The sequence below is a fragment of the Pseudomonas sp. NFPP07 genome, from assembly GCF_900115645.1.
Lineage (GTDB): Bacteria > Pseudomonadota > Gammaproteobacteria > Pseudomonadales > Pseudomonadaceae > Aquipseudomonas > Aquipseudomonas chlororaphis.
This window is the reverse complement of the sequence record NZ_FOXG01000007.1, coordinates 407,328-430,665: the sequence shown is the minus strand read 5'-3', so window position 1 is coordinate 430,665 and position 23,338 is coordinate 407,328. Positions and strand designations below refer to the sequence as shown.

The window sequence follows — 23,338 nt, the reverse complement described above, 5'->3', positions numbered from 1 at the left end:
TCTTTGCGTGGCGCAAGAATGTACTAACCAGTTACTTATGACAACTTGTCGCAGCCAATTCGTGGCAAAAAATCTCATCTGTGCTACTGAGCCTAGCCGTCATAGCGCAGTCCGCAGCCAATACGCCATGCCACGAGCATCGCCCCCAGCGAGCCTGTAACATGCTCGGCCACCGTTGCCCGCGCCGGAGTCCACCTTGTCTGACAGCCGCCCTCCCGTCCTCGACGAAATCGACCGCCAACTGATCGCGGCCCTGCAGATCAATGCCCGCGAAAGCGTGGCCATGCTCGCCAGGCAGCTGGGGATCGCCCGTACCACCGTGACCTCGCGCCTGGCGCGGCTGGAAAAGGCGCGGGTGATTACCGGTTATGGCGTGCGCCTGGGTCAGCGGGTCATCGATGGCGGCTTGCAGGCCTACGTCGGGATCAAGGTGCAGCCGCGTTCCGGCAAGGAGGTCCTGCGGCGCCTGAGCGCCATGGCCCAGGTCCAGCAGCTCTGCGCGGTCAGTGGGGAATTCGACTATGTCGCCTGGCTGCGCACCGATTCGCCGGAACAGCTCGACCAGTTGCTTGACCAGATCGGCAGCGTCGACGGTGTGGAAAAGACCACCACCTCGATCATTCTCAGCAGCAAGATCGACCGTGGGCAGCCCGTCTGAAGGTTTTTCCAGGCACGGTAACCCGCTGTTTTGCGAGCACTTCCCGCTCGGTCGCAGCCTCCGGCAGCGGCTACAGAGATTTTCTCGTCAGTTAGTTAAAAAATATCGTCAGATTGAAATAAAATCATCCAAAACGACGACACTTTGCGTCTTATTAACGTAAGCAACGCTCCCTAGAATGGCTGCCATCTTTTCCTATACTCAGCGCTCTGCTCGAGTCGCCAGCAAGGTCAGCCATGAACAAGAACAATCGCCATCCTGCAGACGGTAAGAAACCCATCACCATTTTCGGCCCGGACTTCCCGTTCGCCTTCGACGACTGGATCGAGCACCCCGCCGGCCTGGGCAGCATTCCCGAAGCCAACCATGGCGCCGAAGTGGCGATTGTCGGTGCCGGTATCGCCGGGCTGGTGGCGGCCTACGAGCTGATGAAGCTGGGCCTCAAGCCCGTGGTGTACGAAGCCTCGAAAATGGGCGGCCGGCTGCGCTCCCAGGCGTTCGAAGGCGCCGAAGGGATCATTGCCGAACTGGGCGGCATGCGTTTTCCGGTGTCCTCCACGGCCTTCTATCACTACGTCGACAAGCTGGGTCTGGAGACCAAACCCTTTCCCAACCCGCTGACCCCGGCTTCCGGTAGCACGGTGATCGACCTCGAAGGCCAGACTCACTACGCGCAGAAACTCGCCGACCTGCCGGCGCTGTTCCAGGAGGTGGCCGACGCCTGGGCCGATGCCCTGGAAGACGGTTCGCGCTTCAGCGAAATCCAGCAGGCCATCCGCGAGCGCGACGTACCGCGCCTCAAGGAATTGTGGAACACCCTGGTGCCGTTGTGGGACGACCGCACCTTCTATGACTTCGTCGCCACCTCGAAGGCCTTCGCCAAGCTGTCGTTCCATCACCGCGAAGTGTTCGGCCAGGTCGGTTTCGGCACCGGCGGTTGGGATTCGGACTTCCCCAATTCGATGCTGGAAATCTTCCGTGTGGTGATGACCAACTGCGACGATCACCAGCACCTGGTGGTCGGCGGTGTCGAGCAGGTGCCACTGGGCATCTGGCGCCATGTACCGGAGCGCTGCGCCCACTGGCCACAAGGCACCAGCCTCAGCTCGCTGCACCATGGCGCGCCGCGTCCCGGGGTGAAACGTATCGCCCGGGCCACCGATGGCCGCCTCAGCGTCACCGACAACTGGGGCGATACCCGCGAATACGCAGCAGTGCTGACCACCTGCCAGAGCTGGCTGCTGACCACCCAGATCGAATGCGAAGAATCGCTGTTCTCGCAGAAGATGTGGATGGCCCTGGACCGCACCCGCTACATGCAATCGTCGAAGACCTTCGTCATGGTCGACCGGCCGTTCTGGAAAGACAAAGACCCGGAAACCGGTCGCGACCTGATGAGCATGACCCTCACCGACCGCCTGACCCGTGGCACCTACCTGTTCGATAACGGCGACGACAAGCCGGGAGTCATCTGCCTGTCCTATTCGTGGATGAGCGACGCCCTGAAGATGCTGCCGCACCCAGTGGAAAAACGGGTCAAGCTGGCCCTCGACGCCCTGAAGAAGATCTACCCGAAAGTCGACATCGCCGGACGCATCATCGGCGATCCGATCACTGTGTCCTGGGAAGCCGATCCGCACTTCCTCGGTGCGTTCAAGGGCGCACTGCCCGGCCACTACCGCTATAACCAGCGCATGTACGCGCACTTCATGCAGGACGACCTGCCCGCCGAACAGCGCGGTATCTTCATCGCCGGCGACGATGTGTCCTGGACTCCGGCCTGGGTCGAGGGCGCGGTACAGACCTCGCTCAACGCGGTCTGGGGCATCATGAAGCACTTCGGCGGGCAGACCCACGCCGAGAACCCGGGACCGGGCGACGTGTTCCACGAAATCGGCCCGATCGCCCTGGCCGACTGAAACCCTGTAGCCGCTGCCGCTGGCTGCGATCGAGCGCAACGCTCGTGGCCTTTGAGCAGCCCGCGGCAACGGCTACAGTGACAGTCCAGCGCACAGAGGAGTCATCGCCATGCGTGTAGCGCTTTATCAATGTGCCCCACAACCGCTGGATGTCGCCAGCAACCTGCAACGCCTGCAGAAGGTCGCCGTGGAAGCTTCCGGCGCCGACCTGCTGGTGCTGCCGGAGATGTTCTTGAGCGGCTACAACATCGGCGTAGAAGCGGTGGGCGCCCTGGCCGAGGCCCAGGATGGCCCGTCGGCACAATACATCGCCAATGTCGCCCAGTCGGCGCGCATCGCGATTCTATATGGCTACCCGGAACGCGCCGACGACGGCCAGATCTACAACGCCGTGCAACTGATCGACCGCAACGGCCAGCGCCTGTGCAACTACCGCAAGACCCACCTGTTCGGCGATCTCGACCGCTCGATGTTCAGCGCAGGTCCAGACGATTTCCCCCTGGTGGAACTCAACGGCTGGAAGCTCGGTTTCCTGATCTGCTACGACATCGAATTCCCGGAGAACGCCAGGCGCCTGGCGCTGGCCGGGGCCGAACTGATTCTGGTGCCCACCGCCAACATGCTGCCCTACGACTTCATCGCCGATGTCACCGTGCGTTCGCGCGCCTTCGAAAACCAATGTTATGTGGCCTACGCCAACTACTGCGGCCACGAAGACGAGATCCACTACTGTGGCCAGAGCAGCATCGCCGCCCCAGACGGCCAGCGGATTGCCCTCGCCGGGCTGGATGAAGCCCTGATAACCGGCACGCTGGACCGTCAGTTGATGCTCGATTCCCGCGCCGCCAACCGCTACTTCCATGACCGTCGCCCGGAGCTTTACGACGACCTGAACAAGCGCTGATCCGGGGTTATCCGCTAGCATGGGCGCTTCACTGTTCTGGAAGTGCTCATGCCCGCGCTGAACCACCCTCTGCCTCATCGGGAAACCCTGGCCAACGGCCTGCGGGTTTCACTGCACCATGTCCCTCAATTGAAGCGCTGCGCGGCAGCCCTGCGGGTCTCGGCCGGCAGTCACGACGTACCGCTGGCCTGGCCCGGGCTGGCGCACTTTCTCGAACACCTGCTGTTTCTCGGCACCGAGCGCTTTCCCGCGCAACAGGGCCTGATGGCCTATGTGCAACGCCACGGTGGCCAGGTGAACGCCAGCACCGGCGAACGCCACACCGACTTCTTCTTCGAACTGCCCCCCGCGGATTTCGCCGGCGGGCTGGAGCGCCTGGCCGACATGCTCGCCCACCCGCGCATGAGCCAGGAAGACCAGTTGCGCGAGCGTGAGGTGCTGCACGCGGAGTTCATCGCCTGGTCGCGGGATGCCACGGCGCAACGGCAATTCGCCTTGCTCGACGGCCTGTCCACGGAGCATCCCCTGCGGGCGTTCCACGCCGGCAATCGCTACAGCCTCAACGTGCCGCGCCCGGCGTTTCAACAGGCGTTGCAAGCCTTCTATCAGGCTCACTACCACAGCGGGCAAATGTCCCTGAGCCTGGCTGGCCCACAGTCGCTGGAAGAGCTGAAGGCCCTGGCCCAAGGTTTTGGCGCCGTCCTCGCCGTCGGTAAAGCGCAACCGCAAGCAGCCCCGGTGCCCTTGCTGACGTCTGCACAGCAGCATTATCGGCAGCTCGACGGGCGCCACCTGAACCTGCTGTTCGCCTGCGAGCAACTGCCCACGGCCGCCCGCGAAGCGCTGGATTTTCTCTGCACCTGGCTGGCCTGCGGCAAATCCGGCGGGCTGCTGGCCATGCTCAAGGAGCGCAAGCTGGCCGAAGGGTTGAAGGCCGCGCCGCTGTATCAGTTTGCCGGCCAGGCGCTGCTGCATATCCAGTTCGACTTGACCGAGCAAGGCGCCCAACAGCCGGAGCAGGTGAGTGAGTTGTTCTTCGATTGGCTGGCCTTTTTCAGCAGCCAGGACGACTGGCCGGCACTGCGCGACGAATACGCCCTGCTGCAACAGCGCCAACGCCAGGTCGCCAGCGCACTGGCGTTGGCAAGACTGAACAACGAGCAGTTGGAACCGCAGCTTTCCGACCGCGGCGTCACGGCCCTCAAAGCCCTGCTGTCGCAACTTCAAGCCCCGTCGGCAGCCAGCGGCATCAGCTGGCAACTGCCTGCGCCCAATCCGTTCCTGCGCAGCTCGGCGCCAGCCGCCCGGGCCGGCCTGATTCGCGGGCAAACCAGCGCCCACCGCGGCTTGCGCACCTTCGCCCAGGATCGCTTGCGGCAGCGTCGCGAATCCTCGGCGATGACCTTCAGCCAAGCCATCGCCGACGACGCTGGCGAGGCAGCCCTGTACTTGCGCTGGCGCCTGCCAAGCGTGTTGCCGCAGGAGCTGCGCAGCCGCTTGCAAAACCACCTGCGCAACCTGCGGGACGACGGACTTCAGGCGGGCGTCGAGCTGTCCTTCGGTGTCTCGGGTAACCAGTGTTTGCTGACGCTGAAGGGGCTTCCCGAACCGATGCCGGCCATGCTCCAGCAGGCTCTGCTGGAACTGAGCGAACCCGGCGCGGCGTTCTGGCAAATCCCCCCAACTGCTCCCGTGCCGCTGTTGCCGATCCGCCAATTGCTCCAGGAACTGCCCGAGCGCTGCCTGGACATACCCGCCAGCGAGGAGCCGCATCCACTGAATAAACAAGGCTGGCAAACGCTGTGGGAAGGCGCCCGCTGGGACGGCCTGGCCATCGGCCTGGCCCATGCCCAAAGCGCGATCGGCGCAGCATTGAGCAAAGCCCCGGGCACCGCCGACAGCCAGCTGTCAGCGCCACCCTCGATAGCCGCGCAGCAGCACTGGCATGAGGTCACAACCGGCTCTGGCGAGCAGGCCCTGCTGCTGTTTTGCCCGGCACCAGACACCACCCTTCAGCAGGAAGCCGCCTGGCGACTGCTGGGGCAGCTTGGCCAGATGCCGTTCTATCAGCGCCTGCGGGTCGAGTTGCAACTGGGCTATGCAGTGTTCAGCGGTGTGCGACAGATCAATGGCCAGACCGGCCTGCTGTTCGGCGTGCAGTCTCCCAGCGCGTCACTGAGCGAGATCCTCGAGCATATCCGGGGGTTCCTGGCGCAGTTGCCCGAGTTGATCGAGGCACTGGATGACGCCTCCCTGGACGACTTGAAAGCTAACCTGGCCGCCCAGTTCGATGCCCGTGCATTACCCGTGGCACAACTGGCCGAGCTGCTCTGGCAGGGCCGACTGGCCGGCCATCCGTCGGATTACCTGGAGCAATTGCAACAGGAAATCATGGCGGCGCCCCGGCCACAGCTGCTGCTCGCGGCCGAACAGTTGCAGCAGGCGCAAGGCGGCTGGCGCTGCCTGGCCAGCGGTGCCGGCCCGGGCGAACCCTGGCAAGCGGGAAAATGATCGTTACCCTGGCTGCAACGAGCTTTCTTCAACAATTGCAGTCATTCCCCGGGGGGAATTTAGTAAGATAGCCCCCTAAGCATCTGAACATCTCCAGTTGGAGGTGGACTATATGTATAGATCTCAACCGTCCCACCCACCTGAAGGAGCACCTCTATGTCCTGGTCCAAACCGGCTTACACCGACCTGCGTATCGGCTTTGAAGTCACCATGTACTTCGCCAGCCGTTGATTGCCCGCGCAGTGCAACGCCTCGGCTCGCCGGGGCGTTTTTATTTTCAGCCTTAACCTGATGGAGCGGCCATGTTTGTCCAGATTCTAGGTTCCGCCGCCGGTGGCGGTTTTCCGCAGTGGAACTGCAACTGCGCGAACTGCGCGGGCTTTCGCGACGGCAGCCTGCGGGCAAAGGCTCGCACCCAATCGTCGATCGCCATTTCCGATGACGGCGTGAACTGGGTCCTGTGCAACGCCTCGCCGGACATCCGCGCCCAGCTCCAGGGCTTCGCCCCGATGCAACCGGGCCGCGCCCTGCGCGACACCGGGATCAGCGCAATCATCCTGATGGACAGCCAGATCGATCACACCACCGGCCTGCTCAGCCTGCGCGAAGGCTGCCCGCATCAGGTCTGGTGCACCGACATGGTCCATGAAGACCTCAGCAGCGGTTTCCCGCTGTTCACCATGCTCACCCACTGGAACGGCGGGCTGGACTGGAACCGCATCGAGCTCGACCGGAGCTTCACCATCCCGGCCTGCCCGAACCTGCGCTTCAGTCCGCTGCCGCTGCGCAGCGCCGCGCCACCCTATTCGCCTCATCGCTTCGATCCGCACCCGGGCGATAACATCGGCCTGATCGTCGAAGACCTGCGCACCGGCGGCAAGCTGTTCTACGCCCCGGGGCTGGGCAAGGTCGACGCGGCGCTGCTGGAAATCATGAGCGGCAGCGACTGCCTGCTGGTGGACGGCACCCTGTGGGAAGACGACGAGATGCAGCGTCGCGGCGTCGGCACCCGGACCGGGCGGGAAATGGGCCACCTGGCGCAGAACGGCCCTGGCGGCATGCTGGAAGTGCTGGAGCAGTTGCCAGAGCAGCGCAAGATTCTTATCCACATCAACAACACCAACCCGATCCTCGACGAGGATTCCGCCGAACGCGCGGAGCTGGCGCGGCGTAACGTTGAAGTGGCTTACGACGGCATGAGTATCGAGCTGTAATTGCCGGGACCGCTTCGCGGTCTATCGCGAGCAAGCTCGCTCCTACAAAAGATTGCGCTGTCCTGTAGGAGCGAGCTTGCTCGCGATAAGTCCAGAATAGACACCACAGATCCAGGACCTCCCTGCGGAGAACCGCAATGACTGACACAGCAATGTCCCCCGCCGAATTCGAGCAGGCCCTGCGGGCCAAGGGCGCCTACTACCACATCCACCATCCGTACCATGTGGCGATGTACCAGGGCCGGGCGACCCGCGAGCAGATCCAGGGCTGGGTCGCCAACCGCTTCTACTACCAGGTGAACATCCCGCTCAAGGACGCGGCGATTCTCGCCAACTGCCCGGATCGGGAAATTCGTCGCGAGTGGATTCAGCGCCTGCTGGACCACGACGGCGCCCCCGGCGAAGACGGTGGCATCGAGGCCTGGTTGCGCCTGGGGCAAGCGGTCGGTCTCGACCCGGACCAGTTGCGCTCGCAAGAGCTGGTGCTGCCGGGCGTGCGTTTCGCCGTCGACGCCTACGTCAACTTCGCCCGCCGCGCCAGCTGGCAGGAGGCCGCCAGCAGCTCACTGACCGAGCTGTTCGCGCCGCAGATCCACCAGTCGCGTCTCGACAGCTGGCCCCAGCATTACCCATGGATCGACCCGGCCGGCTATGAATACTTCCGCACCCGCCTGGGCCAGGCGCGGCGCGATGTCGAGCACGGGCTGGCGATCACCCTGCAGCACTACACCACCCGCGCGGGCCAGGAGCGCATGCTGGAAATTCTCCAGTTCAAACTGGACATCCTTTGGAGCATGCTCGACGCCATGAGCATGGCCTATGAACTCAACCGCCCGCCGTATCACAGCGTCACCACAGAACGGGTCTGGCATAAAGGAATCACCCTATGAGCTTCGATCGCAGCAAGACCCCGACCTGGCGCCCCGGCTACCGCTTCCAGTACGAACCGGCGCAGAAGGGCCATGTACTGCTCTACCCTGAAGGCATGATCAAGCTCAACGAAAGCGCCGCGCTGATCGGCGGGTTGATCGACGGCGAACGGGATGTCGCGGCGATCATCCAGGCACTGCAAGTCCAGTTCCCCGACGTGCCCGAACTCGGTGACGACATCGAGCAATTCATGGAGGTCGCCCGTGCACAGCACTGGATCGAACTTGGCTGATTCGCCAGCGCCGATACCGCCCAAACCGGAAGTCGGCCTGCCGCTGTGGCTGCTGGCCGAGCTGACCTACCGCTGCCCGCTGCAATGCCCATACTGCTCCAACCCGCTGGATTTCGCCGAGCAGGGCAAGGAGCTGAGCACCGAGCAGTGGCTCAAGGTGTTTCGCGAAGCCCGGGAGATGGGCGCCGCGCAGCTGGGCTTTTCCGGTGGCGAACCGCTGGTGCGCCAGGACCTCGCCGAGCTGATCGGCGAGGCGCGCAAGCTGGGCTTCTACACCAACCTGATCACCTCCGGCATCGGTCTGACCGAGCAGAAGATCAGCGACTTCAAGAAGGCCGGGCTCGATCATATCCAGATCAGTTTCCAGGCCAGCGACGAGCAGGTGAACAACCTGCTGGCCGGCTCGAAGAAAGCCTTCGCCCAGAAGCTGGAAATGGCCCGGGCGGTGAAAGCCCACGGCTACCCGATGGTGCTGAACTTCGTCACCCATCGCCACAACATCGATCGAATCGACCGCATCATCGAACTGTGCATCGCCCTGGAAGCCGACTTTGTCGAGCTCGCCACCTGCCAGTTCTACGGCTGGGCCCAGCTCAACCGCGTCGGCCTGCTGCCGACCAAGGAACAACTGGTACGCGCTGAACGCATCACCAACGAATACCGCGCCAGGCTGGAAGCCGAAGGGCATCCGTGCAAACTGATTTTCGTCACCCCGGATTACTACGAGGAACGCCCGAAAGCCTGCATGAACGGCTGGGGCAGTATCTTCCTCACGGTCACGCCGGACGGCACCGCCCTGCCCTGCCACGGCGCCCGGCAGCTGCCCGTGCAGTTCCCCAATGTGCGCAACCACAGCATGCAACACATCTGGTATGACTCCTTCGGCTTCAACCGCTTCCGTGGTTATGACTGGATGCCCGAGCCATGCCGCTCCTGCGATGAAAAGGAAAAGGACTTCGGTGGCTGCCGCTGCCAGGCCTTCATGCTCACCGGCGACGCCAGCAACGCCGACCCGGTCTGCAGCAAGTCGCACCATCACGGCGTGATCCTCAAGGCCCGCGAAGAAGCCGAGCACGCCACCCAGACCATCGAACAACTGGCCTTCCGTAATGAACGAAACTCGCGCCTCATCGCCAAGGGCTGAATCCTTCAGCGCCGCCAAAGCCGTCGCCGCCGGCATCGATTTCGCCGAGCTGCGACTCGGTGCCAACGGCCTGTTCTGGAACGAATACCGCCCCGAAGACGCCGCCTGCCGGATCTGGCACTGGCGCGACCACCAGGCCCGCTGCCTGACGCCGCAAGGTTTCAGCGTGCGCAGCCGGGTTTATGAATACGGCGGCGGCGCCTTTTGCCTGAGCGATGACGGGCTGGTGTTCGTCAACGAGGCGGACCAGCAGCTCTACCGACAGTCCCTGCAAGGCGAAGCGCCGGTAGCCCTGACCTGCGGCGAGTGCCGTTATGGCGACCTGCAGTTCGCCGCCGGCCAGGTGCTGGCAGTGGAAGAGCACAACAACCGGCATCGCCTGGTGGCCATCGACTCCGGTAGCGGAAAACGCCAGCTGCTGGCCGAAGGGGCGGACTTCTACGCGGCGCCCACCTTGAGCCCGGACGGCCAGCGCCTGGCATGGATCGAATGGGATCGGCCGCATCAGCCCTGGACCTCGACCCGCCTGATGGTCGCCGAGCGCCTGGCCAACGGCCGCTGGGATGACCCTCGGTGCCTGGCCGGCGATGGCGAGGAAGAGTCGCTGCAACAACCATGTTTCGATGAAGCCGGGCGGCTGTACTGCCTGACCGACCGCGCCGGCTTCTGGCAACCCTGGGGTGAAACCCCAAGCGGCCTGCAAGCGCTGCCCTGCGCCGCCGCCGATCACGCCCCGGCACCCTGGCAATTGGGCTGCTGCACCTGGCTGCCGCTGGGCGGCGACAGCTGGCTGGGTACCTGGACGCAAGCCGGTTTTGGCCGCTTGGGGCTGCGCCTGGCGGAGGGTGAGCAACAGGACTTCAGCGGCGACTACAGCCGCTTCCGCAACCTGGCGCTGGATGAACGGTTTATCTACTGCATCGCGGCGTCGCCTGTGAGTCCGTCCGCGGTGATCGCCATTGACCGCCAATCGCAGCAGGTCAAGGTCCTGGCTGGCGGCGTGGCGCCCCTGCTGCCCGAGCAGATCAGCCGTCCGCAAACCCTGCGTTACCCCAGCGGCCAGGGCGAGGCCCACGGCTTTTTCTACCCGGCCATGAGCGATGACGACCGGCCGCCGCTGGTGGTGTTCATCCACGGCGGCCCCACCTCGGCCTGTTATCCGATACTCGACCCGCGTATCCAGTACTGGGCGCAACGGGGGTTCGCCGTGGCCGACCTGAACTATCGCGGCAGCACCGGCTATGGCCGCGAGTACCGGCAAGCCCTGCACTTGAGCTGGGGCGAAGTGGATGTGGAGGACGCCTGCGCAGTGGTCGCGTATCTGGCCGGACAGGGCCTGATCGATGGCGACCGGGCGTTCATCCGCGGTGGCAGCGCCGGCGGCTACACCACCCTTTGCGCCCTGGCCTTCGCCGATGTATTCCGTGCCGGCGCCAGCCTGTATGGCGTCAGCGACCCCGTGGCCCTGGCGCGAGACACCCACAAGTTCGAAGGCGACTACCTTGACTGGCTGATCGGCGACCCCGAACAGGATGCCGAACGCTACAAGGCCCGCACCCCGCTGTTGCATGCCGGCAATATCCGCGTGCCAGTGGTTTTCTTCCAGGGTGAACTCGACGCCGTGGTAGTGCCCCAGCAGACCCGGGACATGCTCAAGGCGTTACAGGACAACGGCATTACGGCCCAAGCGCACTATTACCCGGACGAGCGCCACGGTTTTCGCAAGGCCGCCAATCAGGCGCACGCCCTGGAACAGGAATGGCTGTTTTATCGGCAGGTAATGGAACAGACGGACGCACCGGAATAATCGGCGTCCAAGGGGAACCAGCCCGCTCCTCTACGGAGCGGGCGCCAGGCTCAGCGCTTGGCGATGATGTACACCGCATGCACGATGCCCGGGATGTAGCCGCACAGGGTCAGCAGGATATTCAGCCAGAACGCGCCGCCGAACCCCACTTGCAGAAACACACCCAATGGCGGTAACAGAATGGCGATGATGATGCGGATAAAGTCCATGGGGCAGCTCCTGATAGCAATCGACTCGTACGAGCCTCACCGCTAATCGACCCATGGCGTTCGGCAGGGTTCAATCGATTCTGGCCAAGGGCCAGTTTTTATCCCCAGGCTGGCCGGTGTTTCAGTGCCGGCTCACGCCAGTATTTCAAGGCCGTGCTTCTGCACGATGCTCAGCAGTTTCAACGCCATGCCGCTCGGGTGCTTCTCGCCAGACTCCCACTGCTTCACCGTGGACGCGCTGGTGTTCAGGTAGCGGGCAAAGACCGGCTGGCTGACATTACTACGCTCGCGCAGCAGCTTGATCTGCTCCGCGGGAATACTCGCCGGTACTGGCGCAATACACGCCTCATCGAACTGGCGCATGGTGGTTTTGCCGATGGCGCCGATGGCGTGCAGGGCACTGGCCGACTCGTGTATCGATTCAAGGGCTTCAGTCTTGAATGGCTTGCTCATGTCTGATCTCCACAAACGCTTTCATCTCGAGTAGCTGCTGGACCTGCCAGCCATCCAGCCCTTCGTAGGCCTTGGCCAGCGCGCGGAATGCCTGCAGTTCCTGGTGGCTGATATTGCTCTGTTCCTGCTTGGCGAACAGGAACTGGAACACCCAGTAGCGCCGGCCCCTGGCCAGGACGATCGAACGATGGCGGTTGGCGTTCAGGCGTTTTTTCCAGACCCCGCCACCCAGGTCATCAGCCTGGCCTTTGCATAACTCGCTGAATGCGGCCAGCAACTGGTCGTCATGGATCAAGGCTTTTTTAGCCGCAACAGCAAAACCTTTGGTTTTGAACAACCTGATTGTCATGGCTTCCCTTCCCAAAAACATACCACTCAGTGGTATATGTATTCAACCCAGGCTGCCCGGTGGTCTTGCGTCCCAGCAGCTCCCACCGTCCTGGTGGATGAGCCTAAGGAACCTTGCCTGGATGATGGCCTTCAAGGCCTGATGGCGGTTTTGCAAAAGCCCGAGACAAAAAAACGCCCCGTGCGAAAGATCGGACACGGGGCGATGCGTTATACCGCGAGACGGTTCGGGAATTTCTGTCAGTGCAAGATCGGGAGTGGCGGGACCAGGCCAGGCTTCAAACCACCAGCCCCTTGCGGCATTGCAGCTGCGCGGTGCGTACTCGCGAAAAGGCCCGCGCCAGGCGCAGCAGCATTTCATCGATGTTGGCCTTGCTCACCGTCAACGCCGGGGTAAAGCGCAGGCAGTCCGGTTGGGTTGCGGCCAGCAACAGACCTTCGTAGCGGGCCGCCTTGATCACGGCCTCGGCCGAGTCGTCGGCCAGGCTCAGCCCCCAGAACAATCCCTGCCCACGCAGTTCTCCCTGGGCATAACGATTCGCCAGGCGGGCCAGCCCTTCGCGCAAGTACTGGCCGTTGTCCCGTACATGCTCGAGAAAGCTGTTGTCCAGTACGCTATCGAGCACCGCCAGGCCCGCGGCGGTCATCAGTGCATTGCCATGATGGGTGCCGTTCAGCTCACCCACCTCGAAGCAACAGGCCTTGCCACGCGCCAGCAAGGCCGCCAAGGGCACGCCACCACCGAGACCTTTGCCCAGGGCCACGATGTCGGCGCGCACGCCATAGACTTGTTCGGCCAGCAAGGTGCCGCAGCGGCCGATGCCGGTTTGCACTTCATCCAGGATCAGCAGGATGCCCAGCTCGCGGCACAGGCGCTCAACCCCCTTGAGGTAATGCTCGGTCGCCGGAATCACCCCGGCCTCGCCCTGGATCGGCTCGAGCATGATCGCCACGGTCTGCGCGTCCACTGCGGCATGCAACGCCGGCAGGTCGTTGAAGGGAACATGACTGAAACCCGACAGCTGTGGCTCGAAGCGATTGGCGATATGGATGCTTGCCGACGCCGACATTGCCGCGAAGCTACGACCATGACAGCTGCCGCTGGCAGTGATGATCTTCGCGGCCCCACCGCGGTGCAGCTGGCCCCATTTGCGGGCCAGCTTGATCGCCGCCTCGCAGGCTTCGCTGCCACTGCTCAGCAGATAGGCCTGGTCGCTGCCGGTGCTGCGGCACAAACGCTCGCTGAGGTTGAGCATGCCGCGGTTGTAAAAGCCCGAGCCGGGGTTGATCAGTGACTGGGCCTGGGCCGTCAGCGCCTTGACCAGCGCCGACGGACTATGGCCAAGGCTGTTGGCGGCGTTGCCCTGGACGAAGTCGAGGTAGGCGCGGTCATCGCTGTCCCACAGCCATGAGCCCTGGCCACGTACAAACACTGGGTGGGGTCGCTGGACGCTGGGCATCAGGCACTCACTGGAAAGGTTGTCGCTCATCGGCGACGGGCAGGGCTCGGCCGCCAGATCATCAAGGCTCGGCTGAGGGCGGCGCAGGCTGAACAGGTTCATGCGCTCAACCCCTGCAGTGGCAGGCCCAGCAGGCGCGCGGACCAATCCTCGATCAGGCCGGTGCGCATGCGCTTGATCGCGATGTCGCGCCAACGCGACGCCAGTGCCGGACAGTCCACCAGTTTCTTCAAGCCCGCATGCTCCAGAGGTTCTCGATAAAAACAGCGCAAGGCCCAGGCCACGGTCAACCCCGGGTAACTGCGCTGGATCAGCTCGAAGGGCTGATCAGCACTGACGAAGCCGGGTTTGAGCACCCGGTAGAACCAGCCGCAGCGACCACTGTTTTGCGCCTGTTGCGGCAGGTCGGGGATGCCCCAGCGGTGGCTCAGGCGATAACAGGGCGAACGCGGCTGGCTGACCTGCAGCAGCGCACCGCCCCAGCGGAACATATCGCCGAGGCAGACCTGTTCCTCAGTCAGGCCGTGGGTAGACAGGTTTTCGCCAAAGGCCGGGGCACACCAGTCGATCTGTGGATAACGCTTGCGCCAGTAGCTGTAGTGTTCGGCGGGGTAATGGTGCAGCGCCCGCTCCGGGCCGGTATGAAAGCACGGGTCGCCGTGTTCGTCGCTGCCCAGGCCCTGCGGCCATAACCAGAGTCGGTTTGCAACCGGACGTTTGTCCGTATCACTGATCAAACCCTGTCCGAGGTTTTTTGCCTTGCCTATGTAAACACCATCCACGTAAACGGTATTCATCTCGCCTTCTGGCCCTGTAAGCCCTGTGAATAGGGGTTAGACTAGGCCTCTGCGGCCTATCGAGCCATTTCGATTTTCCAGCTTTTTCGATAAGCAGAACTTATGGATTTTAAACAACTGCGTTATTTCGTCGCGGTGTATGAAGAAGGTCACGTGGGACGAGCCGCCGAGCGCCTGTCGATCTCCCAACCCGCGCTCTCGCAACAGATCCGTCAGCTGGAACAGAACCTCGATGTCAGCCTGTTCGAGCGCAGCAGCAAGCGCCTGTTGCCGACCCTGGCGGCCCATACCCTGTACAACCATGCCCTGCCCTTGCTCGACGGCATGCAACGGGCTCGTGAAGCCCTGGGCAACTTCAAGGGCCAGGCCCTGCGTACGCTGGCGATCGGCGTACTGCAAACCGTGCACAGCAGCCTGGTGCCGCAAATGCTTGAGCGGGTGCGCAAGGCCCAGCCACATCTGGTGGTGCAGATCTACGAACTGACCGGCCTGGAAATCGAACGGCGCCTGCTCAATGGCTCATTGGATATCGGCATCAGTTATCTGCCGCCGCGCCAGCCAGGGCTGCATGGCGTGCAGCTCTACGAAGACGAGTTGACCCTGGTGATTCCTGCCGAACATCCCCTGCGCGAATTCAAGAAGGTCTCCATGAGCCAGGCCGCGGAGCTGCCCATGCTGTTGCTGGGCGAGGAGTTCCAGATACGCCAGATCTGGCAGGCGCAACTGGCCAACCTCGGACGCCGGCCGCAAGTGCAGGCGGAGCTGAACAATATGGCGGGGATTCTCGACAGCTTGCCCAACACCCGCCTGGCGACGGTCTTGCCGGGGCGATCGCGACAGACCCACAGCCATACGGACCTATTATGGAAACCGCTGAGCGAACCAAGGGTGCCGTTGAAAGTGGGGCTGGTATGTCGTGATGTGCAGCGTCAGCAGGCAACCCTGGAATTGCTGCGAACCTTGCTGGAAGAAGAGATGAGCGGCCCGGATGGGCGGATGACAGGCCCGGCGACGCTGGAAGGGCTGGGTTGAAGCAGCGCAGGTAAAAAACGCGGACAAAAGAAAACCCCGCCGAAGCGGGGCTTTGCAGACTGTTTCCCTGACATCCTTTTCACTCCACCATCCTGGCGGAATCCTACGTGTCCGTGTTATTGCTTTGCGCTTCCTGCGCGACGTCCATGTGAAGTAGATTAGCTCTGGATCCAATCTGCCGATATGGGTGATTAGCAGCACGTCATGTAAGAGAATGCTTACATGACGTAGCCATGCTCAGAACTGCGCCGCATCCAGCAGGAACAGTGACTCACTACCCGCCTTCACCGATGCGCTCAGCGAGTGAATACGCGGCAGCAGACGGGCGAAGTAGAAGCGCGCGGTACCCAGCTTGCTGGCGTAGAAATCGTCTTGCGACTCCTTGCCTAGGGCGGCTTTTGCCATCAACGCCCACATGTAGGCGTACGCCGTGTATCCGAATGCTTGCAGGTATTCGACCGAGGCCGCGCCGATTTCGTTCGGATTGGTCTTGGCCCGATCCAGCAGCCAGGCAGTCAGTTCGTCCAGATTATCCAGTGCGTCGTTCAACGGCTTGGTGAACTCGGCCAGATCGGCGCTGGCGGTCGCGGTGAAATGGCGAATCTCGTCAGCAAACAGCTTGTAGAACGCCCCGCCGCTGCCAACGATCTTGCGCCCGACCAGGTCCAGCGCCTGGATGCCGTTGGTGCCTTCATAGATCTGGGTAATGCGCACATCGCGCACCAGTTGCTCCTGGCCCCATTCACGGATGTAGCCGTGGCCGCCGAAAACCTGCTGGCCGTGAACCGTGGTTTCCAACCCCAGGTCGGTGAGGAAGGCCTTGGCCACCGGCGTCAGCAGCGCCACCAGATCTTCCGCGCGCTTACGCACCAGCGCATCTTCGCTGAACTTGGCGGTATCCAGCTGCATCGCCACATAGGTGGAGAACGCGCGGCCGCCTTCATTCGCGGCTTTCATGGTCAGCAACATGCGGCGCACGTCGGGATGCACGATGATCGGGTCAGCGACCTTGTCCTTGGCTTGCGGGCCGGTCGGCGAACGGCTTTGCAGGCGATCGCGGGCGTATTCCACGGCGTTCTGATAGGAACGCTCGCCCGAGGCCAGACCTTGGATACCAACGCCCAGACGCTCGTAGTTCATCATGGTGAACATTGCCGCCAGGCCCTTGTTCGGCTCGCCGACGATGTAACCGACGGCTTCGTCGAAGTTCATCACGCAGGTGGCCGAGGCCTGGATGCCCATCTTGTGTTCGATCGAACCACAGTTGGCCGGGTTGCGCGCGCCCAGGCTGCCGTCGGCGTTGACCAGGAACTTCGGCACCAGGAACAACGAAATGCCCTTCGGCCCTGCCGGTGCGTCCGGTAGCTTGGCCAGCACCAGGTGGATGATGTTCTCGGTCAGGTCGTGCTCACCGCCGGTAATGAAGATCTTGGTGCCGCTGACCTTGTAGGAGCCGTCGGCCTGCGGCTCGGCCTTGGTGCGAATGATGCCCAGGTCGGTGCCGGCATGCGGCTCGGTGAGGCACATGGAGCCGGCCCAGACGCCTGCATACATGTTCGGCAGGTAGGCCGCCTTCAATTCTTCGCTGGCGTGGGCATTGATCGACAGGCAGGCGCCCGCGGTCAACATCGGGTACAGACCAAACGACAGGCTGGCCGAGTTGACCATTTCCTCGACCTGGGCCGATACCGCCTTGGGCATGCCCATGCCGCCGTAGGCCGGATCACCGCCGACGCCGACCCAGCCGCCTTCGGCGTAAGTCTGATAGGCCTGTGGAAAACCTGCTGGCGTGGTCACCGCGCCGTCGCTCCAGTGACAGCCCTCTTCATCGGCACTGCGGCTCAGCGGGGCGATACTTTTGCCGGTGACTTTGCCGGCTTCCTCAAGAATCGCTTCGACGGTTTCAGCGTCGACGGTGTCGGCCAGAGCAGGCAGTTCGGCCCAGAGTTTGGCGACCTCGAAAACTTCATTGAGGACGAAGCGCATATCGCGCAGGGGCGCTTTGTAGTCAGCCATGGCAAACCTCGCAAGATCTAAACAAGTGGACCCGAACGGCCCCAGTTACGAAAGTTCGAGTGTACCCGAACAACTTTTGCGACACATAGGGTCAACTCATGACTTTAATGTAATTTTTAGTCACTAAAGGTCGCGAGCAAACTCACTCCCGCAAATATCGGCAGGAGCAGGCTTGCCCGCGATGGACGATTACATGAAAACCTAGAGCGCAAACAGCTCCGCCGGCAACTTCATCAGGCAGTCACTGCCCGCCTCGATCGCCGCCAGATGGGCCGCGGTACGCGGCAGCAAGCGCTTGAAGTAGAACTCGCAGGTCGCCAGCTTGGCCTGGCAATAATCGGCATCCTCTTCACCGGCATCGAGCCGGGCCTGGGCCACCAGCGCCATGCGCAGCCACAGGTAGGCGAGGATGATGTAACCGCTGTACATCAGGTAATCCAGCGCCGCGGCGCCGACTTCGTCGGGGTTCTTCATCGCCGCCATCCCGACCTTGGTGGTCAGCACGCCCCACTGCCGGTTGAGCCCGTCGAGTTGCGTCACATAACCCTTGAGTTGTGGATGCTCGGCATTGGCCACGCAGAATTTGTGGACGATCTTGGTGAAGCCCGTCAACAACTTGCCCTGGCTGCCGAGCACCTTGCGTCCCAGCAGGTCCAGGGCCTGGATGCCGTTGGTACCTTCATAGATCGGGGCGATGCGGCAGTCGCGCACCAGTTGCTCCATGCCCCATTCGCGAATGAAGCCATGTCCGCCAAACACCTGCATGCCGTGGTTGGTCACCTCCAGCCCGGTTTCAGTCATGAAGGCCTTGCAGATCGGGGTGAGGAAAGCCAACAGGTTCTCGGCATCCTGGCGCTGGGTTTCATCGGCAGCGAGGTGCGCCACATCCAGCAACTGCGCGGTGAAATAGGCCAGGGCGCGATTACCTTCGTTGAAGGCCTTCATGGTCAGCAGCATGCGCCGCACATCGGGGTGGACAATGATCGGGTCGGCGGCTTTGTCCGGCGCCTTCGGCCCGGTCAGGGAGCGCATTTGCAGACGGTCGTTGGCGTATTTGATTGCGCCCTGGAAGCTTGCCTCGCCCAGGCACAGCCCCTGCATCCCGGTACCGAGGCGCGCGTGGTTCATCATGGTGAACATGCAGTTCAGGCCCTTGTTGGCCTCACCGATCAGGAATCCCTTGGCGCCATCGAAGTTGAGCACGCAGGTGGCCGAAGCCTTGATGCCCATCTTGTGTTCGATGGAGCCGCAGCTCACCCCATTGCGCTCACCCGCCTCGCCATCGGCGTTGGGCAGGAACTTGGGCACGATGAACAACGAAATACCCTTGGTGCCCGCCGGCGCATCCGGCAGCTTGGCCAGCACCAGGTGGATGATGTTTTCACTCATGTCGTGCTCGCCGGCCGAGATGAAGATCTTGCTGCCGGAGACCGCATAGCTGCCGTCGGCCTGGGGCACGGCGCGGGTCTTGATGATGCCCAGGTCGGTGCCGCAATGAGCTTCGGTCAGGCACATGGTGCCGGTCCATTGGCCGGCGGTGAGCTTGCTCAGGTAGGTCTGCTTCTGCTCTTCGCTGCCGTGGGCGTGAATCGCCGACATGGCGCCGTGGGTCAGGCCCGGGTACATGCCCCAGGAAGTGTTGCTGGAGCCGACCATCTCGCTGATCACCAGCCCCAGCGAATGCGGCAGGCCCTGGCCTCCGTAGTTCGGGTCCGCCGCCAGGCCGTGCCAGCCGCCTTCTACATACTGGGCGAAAGCCTGCTTGAAGCCTTTGGGCGTGGTGACCACGCCATTGTCGAAATGGCAGCCCTCTTCATCGCCGGAGCGGTTCAACGGCGCCAGCACGTTTTCACAGAACTTCGCCCCTTCTTCGAGGATCGCGGCCACCATGTCCGGGCTGGCATCGCTGGCCCCCAGGGCGGCGTAGCTGGTGTGAAAGTCGAAGACGTGATCGATCAAAAAGCGCATGTCGCGCAGGGGAGCTTTGTACTCGGGCATGGTCGTTTCTCCGGCAGCAGATCGATCCAACCTACTGCCGCTCATCCGACCTGCCAATCACCGTCCAGACGCTGAATGCGCCGTTATCACTCAACCCGCAGCAGTGTCCATGCGCACCGCGCCACGGCGGCTCTGACCAAAGGCCATGACGCAGTTACGCCCCGCGCCCTTGGCGCTGTACAGCGCCTGGTCGGCAGACTTGAGTACTTCTTCGGGCGAGCGGTGCTCCATCTGCCGCTCGGCGACGCCGATACTGACGGTCACCGATACGCTGGACGCCGCGGCCGCACCCCGGCGCTGGCGACCCTGCTGGTCGTCCTGGGGGCGGTTCTCCTGATTGCGCAACTGGATGTTGTAGTTGGCGATGGTCTCGCGAATGACCTCCAGGTGCGGCATGCATTCCTCGAGGGTCTTGCCGGCGAACACCACCGCAAACTCCTCGCCGCCATAACGGTAGGCACGACCGCCGCCGCTGACTTTCGACAGTTTGCTGGCCACCAGGCGCAGCACCTGGTCGCCCACATCGTGGCCGTGGGTGTCGTTGAATTTCTTGAAGTGATCGACATCGCTCATCGCCAGCACGTAGTTGCGACCCAGGCGCTGCATGCGCTCGTTCAAGGCGCGACGCCCCGGCAAGCCGGTCAGTTCGTCGCGGAAGGCCATCTGATAGGCCTCGTGGGCAACGGCCGCGGCGATCATCAGCATCACCTGGCTGCACATGATGTTCAGGGTGAACGGCAGGATGAAGGTCTTGGGCAGCATCCAGAACAGGCCCAGCAGCCCCACCAGCTGCGCCGCATGCAGCGGGCGTGGATTGCGCCAGTACTGGATCGCCAGCAACAGGAAGGCGGCGATAAACACCGGGTACGACAACTGGATCAGGCTCATCCAGGCGCCATGCAGGGCCGGCCAACGGATTTCCGCCAGCCAGGCCAGCAGCGCCTGGGGATAACTCTGCTCCAGGCCCAGCGCCACGCTGCCAAAGGCGAGTAATACGGCAAAGCGCGCCACCATGTCCTGGAACAGGTGGGTACGTTCCTGCCAGGCCGCAAACAGGCCGAACAGCAGCGGCAGCAGCAAGCAGACCAAGTGGAACACCACGGCCGCATCCTCGCGCACCTTGCCGTTGTCGCGGTAATAGTCGGTCTGGGTATCGAGCAGGAAATAGGCGATGTACACCGTGACCATCAGGAACAGTTCACGCTGGCGCCGGTACACCGCGCAATAAGCACCGCCGAGCAGTAGCACCAGGGTCGGCAAGACGTTGAACAGCGAGGTGAAGAAGACGTTGAGATCCTTGACGTAGGCAGCCGCGAGCCCCGCAAGCAAAAGTAACAATGACGGTAGAAAATGGCTGAAACGTACAGCAGAAGAACGCGGCAAGGTAAAGCTCCGACGCGGTTAAACAGTAGATGGCACTATGCCTTCACCTGGCATGGTTAAACAGCACAAATGTGATGCATGTCACATTGCCACTTCTGTAACGGCAGGGATCGGCTTCTTCTTAACGTTTTAGTCGGATTATTTTCAGATTCATCCCGCGCACAAAAAAGCCGCTTCTCCCGAAGGAGAAGCGGCCTCTGAAGAGATGCCGGTAGGGCTTAGTAAGCCAGGCCGAAATCTTCCTCTTTCATGTCCATCAGGTTGTTGGCACCCGACAGCATGGCCACAACGTGAGTGCGGGTGCGCGGCAGGATGCGCTGGAAGTAGAAGCGCGCGGTCTGCAGCTTGGCGGTGTAGAACGCCTCTTCGGTGGTGCCGGCAGCCAGCTTCTCGGCAGCCAGGCGTGCCATGTCGGCCCAGAAGTAAGCCAGGCAGGCATAACCGGAATACATCAGGTAATCCACGGACGCGGCACCGACTTCTTCACGATCTTTCATGGCCGCCATACCGACCTTCATGGTCAGCTCGCCCCATTCCTTGTTCAGTGCAGCCAGCGGTGCGACGAACTCTTTGACCGACTCGTTGCCTTCGTTGTTCTGGCAGAACTTGTGGACGATCTTGGTGAAGCCTTTCAGGGCTTCGCCTTGAGTCATCAGCACTTTACGGCCCAGCAAGTCCAGCGCCTGGATGCCGGTGGTGCCTTCGTACAGCATGGAAATGCGGCTGTCGCGAACGTTCTGCTCCATGCCCCACTCGGCGATGAAACCGTGGCCACCGTAGATCTGCACGCCGTGGTTGGCGGATTCGAAACCGACTTCGGTCATGAAGGCCTTGGCGATCGGAGTCATGAAGGCCAGCAGTGCGTCGGCTTTCTTCTTCTCTTCTTCGTCCACGCCGTACTTGACGATGTCGACCTGCTTGGCGGTGAAGTAGACCATGGCCCGGTTGCCTTCGGCGAAAGCCTTCATGGTCAACAGCATGCGACGTACGTCAGGGTGCACGATGATCGGATCGGCGGCCTTGTCCGGCGCTTTCGGGCCAGTCAGGGAACGCATTTGCAGACGATCGCGAGCGTATTTCAGGCCGCCCTGGAAACCGATCTCGGCGTGGGCCAGGCCTTGCAGCGCGGTACCCAGTCGAGCGGTGTTCATGAAGGTGAACATGCAGTTCAGGCCTTTGTTCGCCGGGCCGATCAGGAAACCGGTGGCCGCGTCGAAGTTCATCACGCAGGTGGCGTTACCGTGGATCCCCATCTTGTGTTCCAGGGAACCGCAGCTCACGGCATTGCGCTGGCCGACAGTGCCATCGGCGTTCGGCAGGAACTTCGGCACGATGAACAGCGAGATGCCTTTGGTGCCAGCCGGTGCATCCGGCAGGCGGGCCAGAACGATATGGACGATGTTGTCGGCCATGTCGTGTTCACCGGCCGAGATGAAGATCTTGGTGCCGGTGACTTTGTAGGAACCGTCGGCCTGAGGTTCGGCCTTGGTGCGCAGCATGCCCAGGTCGGTGCCGCAGTGCGGTTCGGTCAGGCACATGGTGCCGGTCCACTCGCCGGATACCAGCTTGGTCAGGTAAGCCTCTTGCTGCTCAGGCGTGCCGTGTTCGGAGATGGTGTTCATCGCGCCATGGGACAGGCCTGGGTACATGCCCCACGACCAGTTGGCTTCGCCGACCATTTCGCTGACAGCCAGGCCCAGGGACTCCGGCAGGCCTTGACCGCCATGCTCGACATCGTGAGCCAGGCTTGGCCAGCCGCCTTCGACGAATTGCTTGTAGGCCTCTTTGAAGCCAGTCGGGGTCTTAACGCCAGACTCGCTCCAGGTGCAGCCTTCCAGGTCACCCACACGGTTCAGAGGGGCCAGTACCTGCTCACAAAACTTCGCGCCTTCCTCGAGGATGGCGTCAACCATGTCTGGAGTAGCGTCCTGGCAAGCCGGCAGGCTCTGATAGTGCGCTTCATAGCCGAGCAGTTCGTCACGAACGAAGCGAATATCACGCAAGGGGGCCTTGTAGTCAGGCATAGCGATAAACCTCTGCTGATGTAACCGGGAATGAACGACCGCGTTGATTTATTGTGGCGGTCAAACAGTTGTTTGAAACATACGTTTACGCCCAAACCTTGTCAAGCGCCACGCAAACACCGTTCGTCATCGATCCTCTGCAGGCCTTGCACGCAAAGGCCCACAGCGGATGCCGTGAAATATTCGGAAGCTGAATAGAGTGTAGGAGCTGGCAGGCCAGCAAGACGGAAGATGGGGCTGTGCAGGGTGTTCTTGCGCGAGTCACCCTGCCCGCAAAAATAGGCAGGGCTACCGAAGGA

The 23,338-nt window shown here is 62.5% G+C and carries 20 protein-coding genes; 11 read left to right on the top strand and 9 right to left on the bottom strand.

All coding sequences use genetic code 11. From position 1 onward, the window contains the following. The first annotated feature begins 196 nt into the window (after positions 1-196). The 10 genes from BM019_RS20350 (at position 197) to BM019_RS20305 (ending at position 11,319) form a co-directional block, all read left to right on the top strand. A complete protein-coding gene (locus tag BM019_RS20350) occupies positions 197-658 on the top strand; it encodes an Lrp/AsnC family transcriptional regulator (protein WP_007926099.1) in 462 nt (153 codons plus the stop codon). Positions 659-894: 236 nt separating this feature from the next. Then, the gene (locus BM019_RS20345) at positions 895-2,577 is read left to right on the top strand and encodes a flavin monoamine oxidase family protein (protein WP_092419634.1); all 1,683 of its coding nucleotides are present in this window, start codon (positions 895-897) and stop codon (positions 2,575-2,577) included. Between the two features lie 109 nt (positions 2,578-2,686). Beyond that, complete coding sequence (locus BM019_RS20340; protein WP_092419631.1) at positions 2,687-3,481, top strand: carbon-nitrogen hydrolase family protein; 795 nt, start codon at positions 2,687-2,689, stop codon at positions 3,479-3,481. Between the two features lie 48 nt (positions 3,482-3,529). After that, positions 3,530-5,992: a pyrroloquinoline quinone biosynthesis protein PqqF gene (pqqF, locus tag BM019_RS20335; RefSeq protein WP_092419628.1), complete on the top strand. Its 2,463-nt coding sequence runs from the start codon at positions 3,530-3,532 to the stop codon at positions 5,990-5,992. Between the two features lie 156 nt (positions 5,993-6,148). Further along, the gene (gene pqqA / locus BM019_RS20330; RefSeq protein ID WP_009045898.1) at positions 6,149-6,223 is read left to right on the top strand and encodes a pyrroloquinoline quinone precursor peptide PqqA; all 75 of its coding nucleotides are present in this window, start codon (positions 6,149-6,151) and stop codon (positions 6,221-6,223) included. A gap of 71 nt (positions 6,224-6,294) precedes the next feature. Beyond that, entirely contained in the window at positions 6,295-7,206 is a 912-nt protein-coding gene (gene pqqB, locus BM019_RS20325; RefSeq protein WP_053262888.1) for a pyrroloquinoline quinone biosynthesis protein PqqB, read from the top strand. Positions 7,207-7,343: 137 nt separating this feature from the next. Next, positions 7,344-8,096, top strand: a complete 753-nt coding sequence (pqqC, locus tag BM019_RS20320) for a pyrroloquinoline-quinone synthase PqqC (RefSeq protein ID WP_007926092.1) — start codon at positions 7,344-7,346, stop codon at positions 8,094-8,096. Beyond that, positions 8,093-8,368: a pyrroloquinoline quinone biosynthesis peptide chaperone PqqD gene (gene pqqD / locus BM019_RS20315; protein ID WP_009045900.1), complete on the top strand. Its 276-nt coding sequence runs from the start codon at positions 8,093-8,095 to the stop codon at positions 8,366-8,368. The genes pqqC and pqqD overlap by 4 nt, the downstream gene beginning before the upstream one ends. Further along, on the top strand, positions 8,340-9,512 hold the full coding sequence (gene pqqE, locus BM019_RS20310) for a pyrroloquinoline quinone biosynthesis protein PqqE (protein ID WP_092419625.1): 1,173 nt from the start codon (positions 8,340-8,342) through the stop codon (positions 9,510-9,512). The genes pqqD and pqqE overlap by 29 nt, the downstream gene beginning before the upstream one ends. Beyond that, positions 9,478-11,319 carry a S9 family peptidase gene (locus BM019_RS20305; protein ID WP_092419623.1) on the top strand — a complete coding sequence of 614 codons (1,842 nt, stop codon included), beginning with the start codon at positions 9,478-9,480 and terminating at the stop codon, positions 11,317-11,319. The genes pqqE and BM019_RS20305 overlap by 35 nt, the downstream gene beginning before the upstream one ends. Before the next feature lie 50 nt (positions 11,320-11,369). Here the strand turns inward: BM019_RS20305 and BM019_RS20300 are convergent, their stop codons facing one another. The 5 genes from BM019_RS20300 to BM019_RS20280 all read right to left on the bottom strand — a co-directional run bounded on the left by BM019_RS20300 (position 11,370) and on the right by BM019_RS20280 (position 14,586). Continuing rightward, positions 11,370-11,528 (bottom strand): YqaE/Pmp3 family membrane protein, encoded by a 159-nt coding sequence (locus tag BM019_RS20300; protein ID WP_003228885.1) that lies wholly within the window; start codon positions 11,526-11,528, stop codon positions 11,370-11,372. Between the two features lie 132 nt (positions 11,529-11,660). Next, positions 11,661-11,981 carry a helix-turn-helix domain-containing protein gene (locus tag BM019_RS20295; protein WP_016704074.1) on the bottom strand — a complete coding sequence of 107 codons (321 nt, stop codon included), beginning with the start codon at positions 11,979-11,981 and terminating at the stop codon, positions 11,661-11,663. Further along, positions 11,959-12,330: a type II toxin-antitoxin system RelE/ParE family toxin gene (locus tag BM019_RS20290; RefSeq protein ID WP_092419620.1), complete on the bottom strand. Its 372-nt coding sequence runs from the start codon at positions 12,328-12,330 to the stop codon at positions 11,959-11,961. The genes BM019_RS20295 and BM019_RS20290 overlap by 23 nt, the downstream gene beginning before the upstream one ends. A gap of 277 nt (positions 12,331-12,607) precedes the next feature. Beyond that, complete coding sequence (locus tag BM019_RS20285; protein WP_092419617.1) at positions 12,608-13,891, bottom strand: aspartate aminotransferase family protein; 1,284 nt, start codon at positions 13,889-13,891, stop codon at positions 12,608-12,610. Continuing rightward, positions 13,888-14,586, bottom strand: coding sequence for an MOSC domain-containing protein (locus tag BM019_RS20280; RefSeq protein WP_092419614.1), 699 nt, complete (start codon positions 14,584-14,586; stop codon positions 13,888-13,890). The genes BM019_RS20285 and BM019_RS20280 overlap by 4 nt, the downstream gene beginning before the upstream one ends. 102 nt (positions 14,587-14,688) lie before the next feature. Here BM019_RS20280 and BM019_RS20275 point away from each other — a divergent pair, with 102 nt between their 5' ends. Then, positions 14,689-15,618: a LysR family transcriptional regulator gene (locus tag BM019_RS20275; RefSeq protein ID WP_009045905.1), complete on the top strand. Its 930-nt coding sequence runs from the start codon at positions 14,689-14,691 to the stop codon at positions 15,616-15,618. A 237-nt stretch (positions 15,619-15,855) separates the two neighbouring features. On the opposite strand, the gene BM019_RS20270 is transcribed toward BM019_RS20275, so the two are convergent. From BM019_RS20270 to BM019_RS20255, 4 genes are all read right to left on the bottom strand, one after another. Further along, on the bottom strand, positions 15,856-17,634 hold the full coding sequence (locus BM019_RS20270) for an acyl-CoA dehydrogenase C-terminal domain-containing protein (RefSeq protein WP_092419611.1): 1,779 nt from the start codon (positions 17,632-17,634) through the stop codon (positions 15,856-15,858). A 201-nt stretch (positions 17,635-17,835) separates the two neighbouring features. Then, positions 17,836-19,632: an acyl-CoA dehydrogenase C-terminal domain-containing protein gene (locus BM019_RS20265; RefSeq protein ID WP_092419608.1), complete on the bottom strand. Its 1,797-nt coding sequence runs from the start codon at positions 19,630-19,632 to the stop codon at positions 17,836-17,838. A 90-nt stretch (positions 19,633-19,722) separates the two neighbouring features. Next, entirely contained in the window at positions 19,723-21,015 is a 1,293-nt protein-coding gene (locus BM019_RS20260) for a GGDEF domain-containing protein (protein WP_062824414.1), read from the bottom strand. A gap of 218 nt (positions 21,016-21,233) precedes the next feature. Beyond that, positions 21,234-23,039 (bottom strand): phenylacyl-CoA dehydrogenase, encoded by a 1,806-nt coding sequence (locus BM019_RS20255; protein ID WP_092419605.1) that lies wholly within the window; start codon positions 23,037-23,039, stop codon positions 21,234-21,236. Positions 23,040-23,338: the final 299 nt, after the last annotated feature.

Bases quoted from the DNA above. Each gene is read 5' to 3' on its own strand.
- BM019_RS20280 (WP_092419614.1), bottom strand. From the start codon at position 14,586: ATGAATACCGTTTACGTGGATGGTGTTTACATAGGCAAGGCAAAAAAC.
- BM019_RS20300 (WP_003228885.1), bottom strand. From the start codon at position 11,528: ATGGACTTTATCCGCATCATCATCGCCATTCTGTTACCGCCATTGGGT.
- BM019_RS20275 (WP_009045905.1), top strand. From the start codon at position 14,689: ATGGATTTTAAACAACTGCGTTATTTCGTCGCGGTGTATGAAGAAGGT.
- BM019_RS20285 (WP_092419617.1), bottom strand. From the start codon at position 13,891: ATGAACCTGTTCAGCCTGCGCCGCCCTCAGCCGAGCCTTGATGATCTG.
- BM019_RS20255 (WP_092419605.1), bottom strand. From the start codon at position 23,039: ATGCCTGACTACAAGGCCCCCTTGCGTGATATTCGCTTCGTTCGTGAC.
- pqqF (WP_092419628.1), top strand. From the start codon at position 3,530: ATGCCCGCGCTGAACCACCCTCTGCCTCATCGGGAAACCCTGGCCAAC.
- pqqC (WP_007926092.1), top strand. From the start codon at position 7,344: ATGACTGACACAGCAATGTCCCCCGCCGAATTCGAGCAGGCCCTGCGG.
- BM019_RS20345 (WP_092419634.1), top strand. From the start codon at position 895: ATGAACAAGAACAATCGCCATCCTGCAGACGGTAAGAAACCCATCACC.
- pqqD (WP_009045900.1), top strand. From the start codon at position 8,093: ATGAGCTTCGATCGCAGCAAGACCCCGACCTGGCGCCCCGGCTACCGC.
- BM019_RS20265 (WP_092419608.1), bottom strand. From the start codon at position 19,632: ATGCCCGAGTACAAAGCTCCCCTGCGCGACATGCGCTTTTTGATCGAT.
- BM019_RS20305 (WP_092419623.1), top strand. From the start codon at position 9,478: ATGAACGAAACTCGCGCCTCATCGCCAAGGGCTGAATCCTTCAGCGCC.
- BM019_RS20340 (WP_092419631.1), top strand. From the start codon at position 2,687: ATGCGTGTAGCGCTTTATCAATGTGCCCCACAACCGCTGGATGTCGCC.
- BM019_RS20295 (WP_016704074.1), bottom strand. From the start codon at position 11,981: ATGAGCAAGCCATTCAAGACTGAAGCCCTTGAATCGATACACGAGTCG.
- BM019_RS20270 (WP_092419611.1), bottom strand. From the start codon at position 17,634: ATGGCTGACTACAAAGCGCCCCTGCGCGATATGCGCTTCGTCCTCAAT.
- BM019_RS20290 (WP_092419620.1), bottom strand. From the start codon at position 12,330: ATGACAATCAGGTTGTTCAAAACCAAAGGTTTTGCTGTTGCGGCTAAA.
- pqqB (WP_053262888.1), top strand. From the start codon at position 6,295: ATGTTTGTCCAGATTCTAGGTTCCGCCGCCGGTGGCGGTTTTCCGCAG.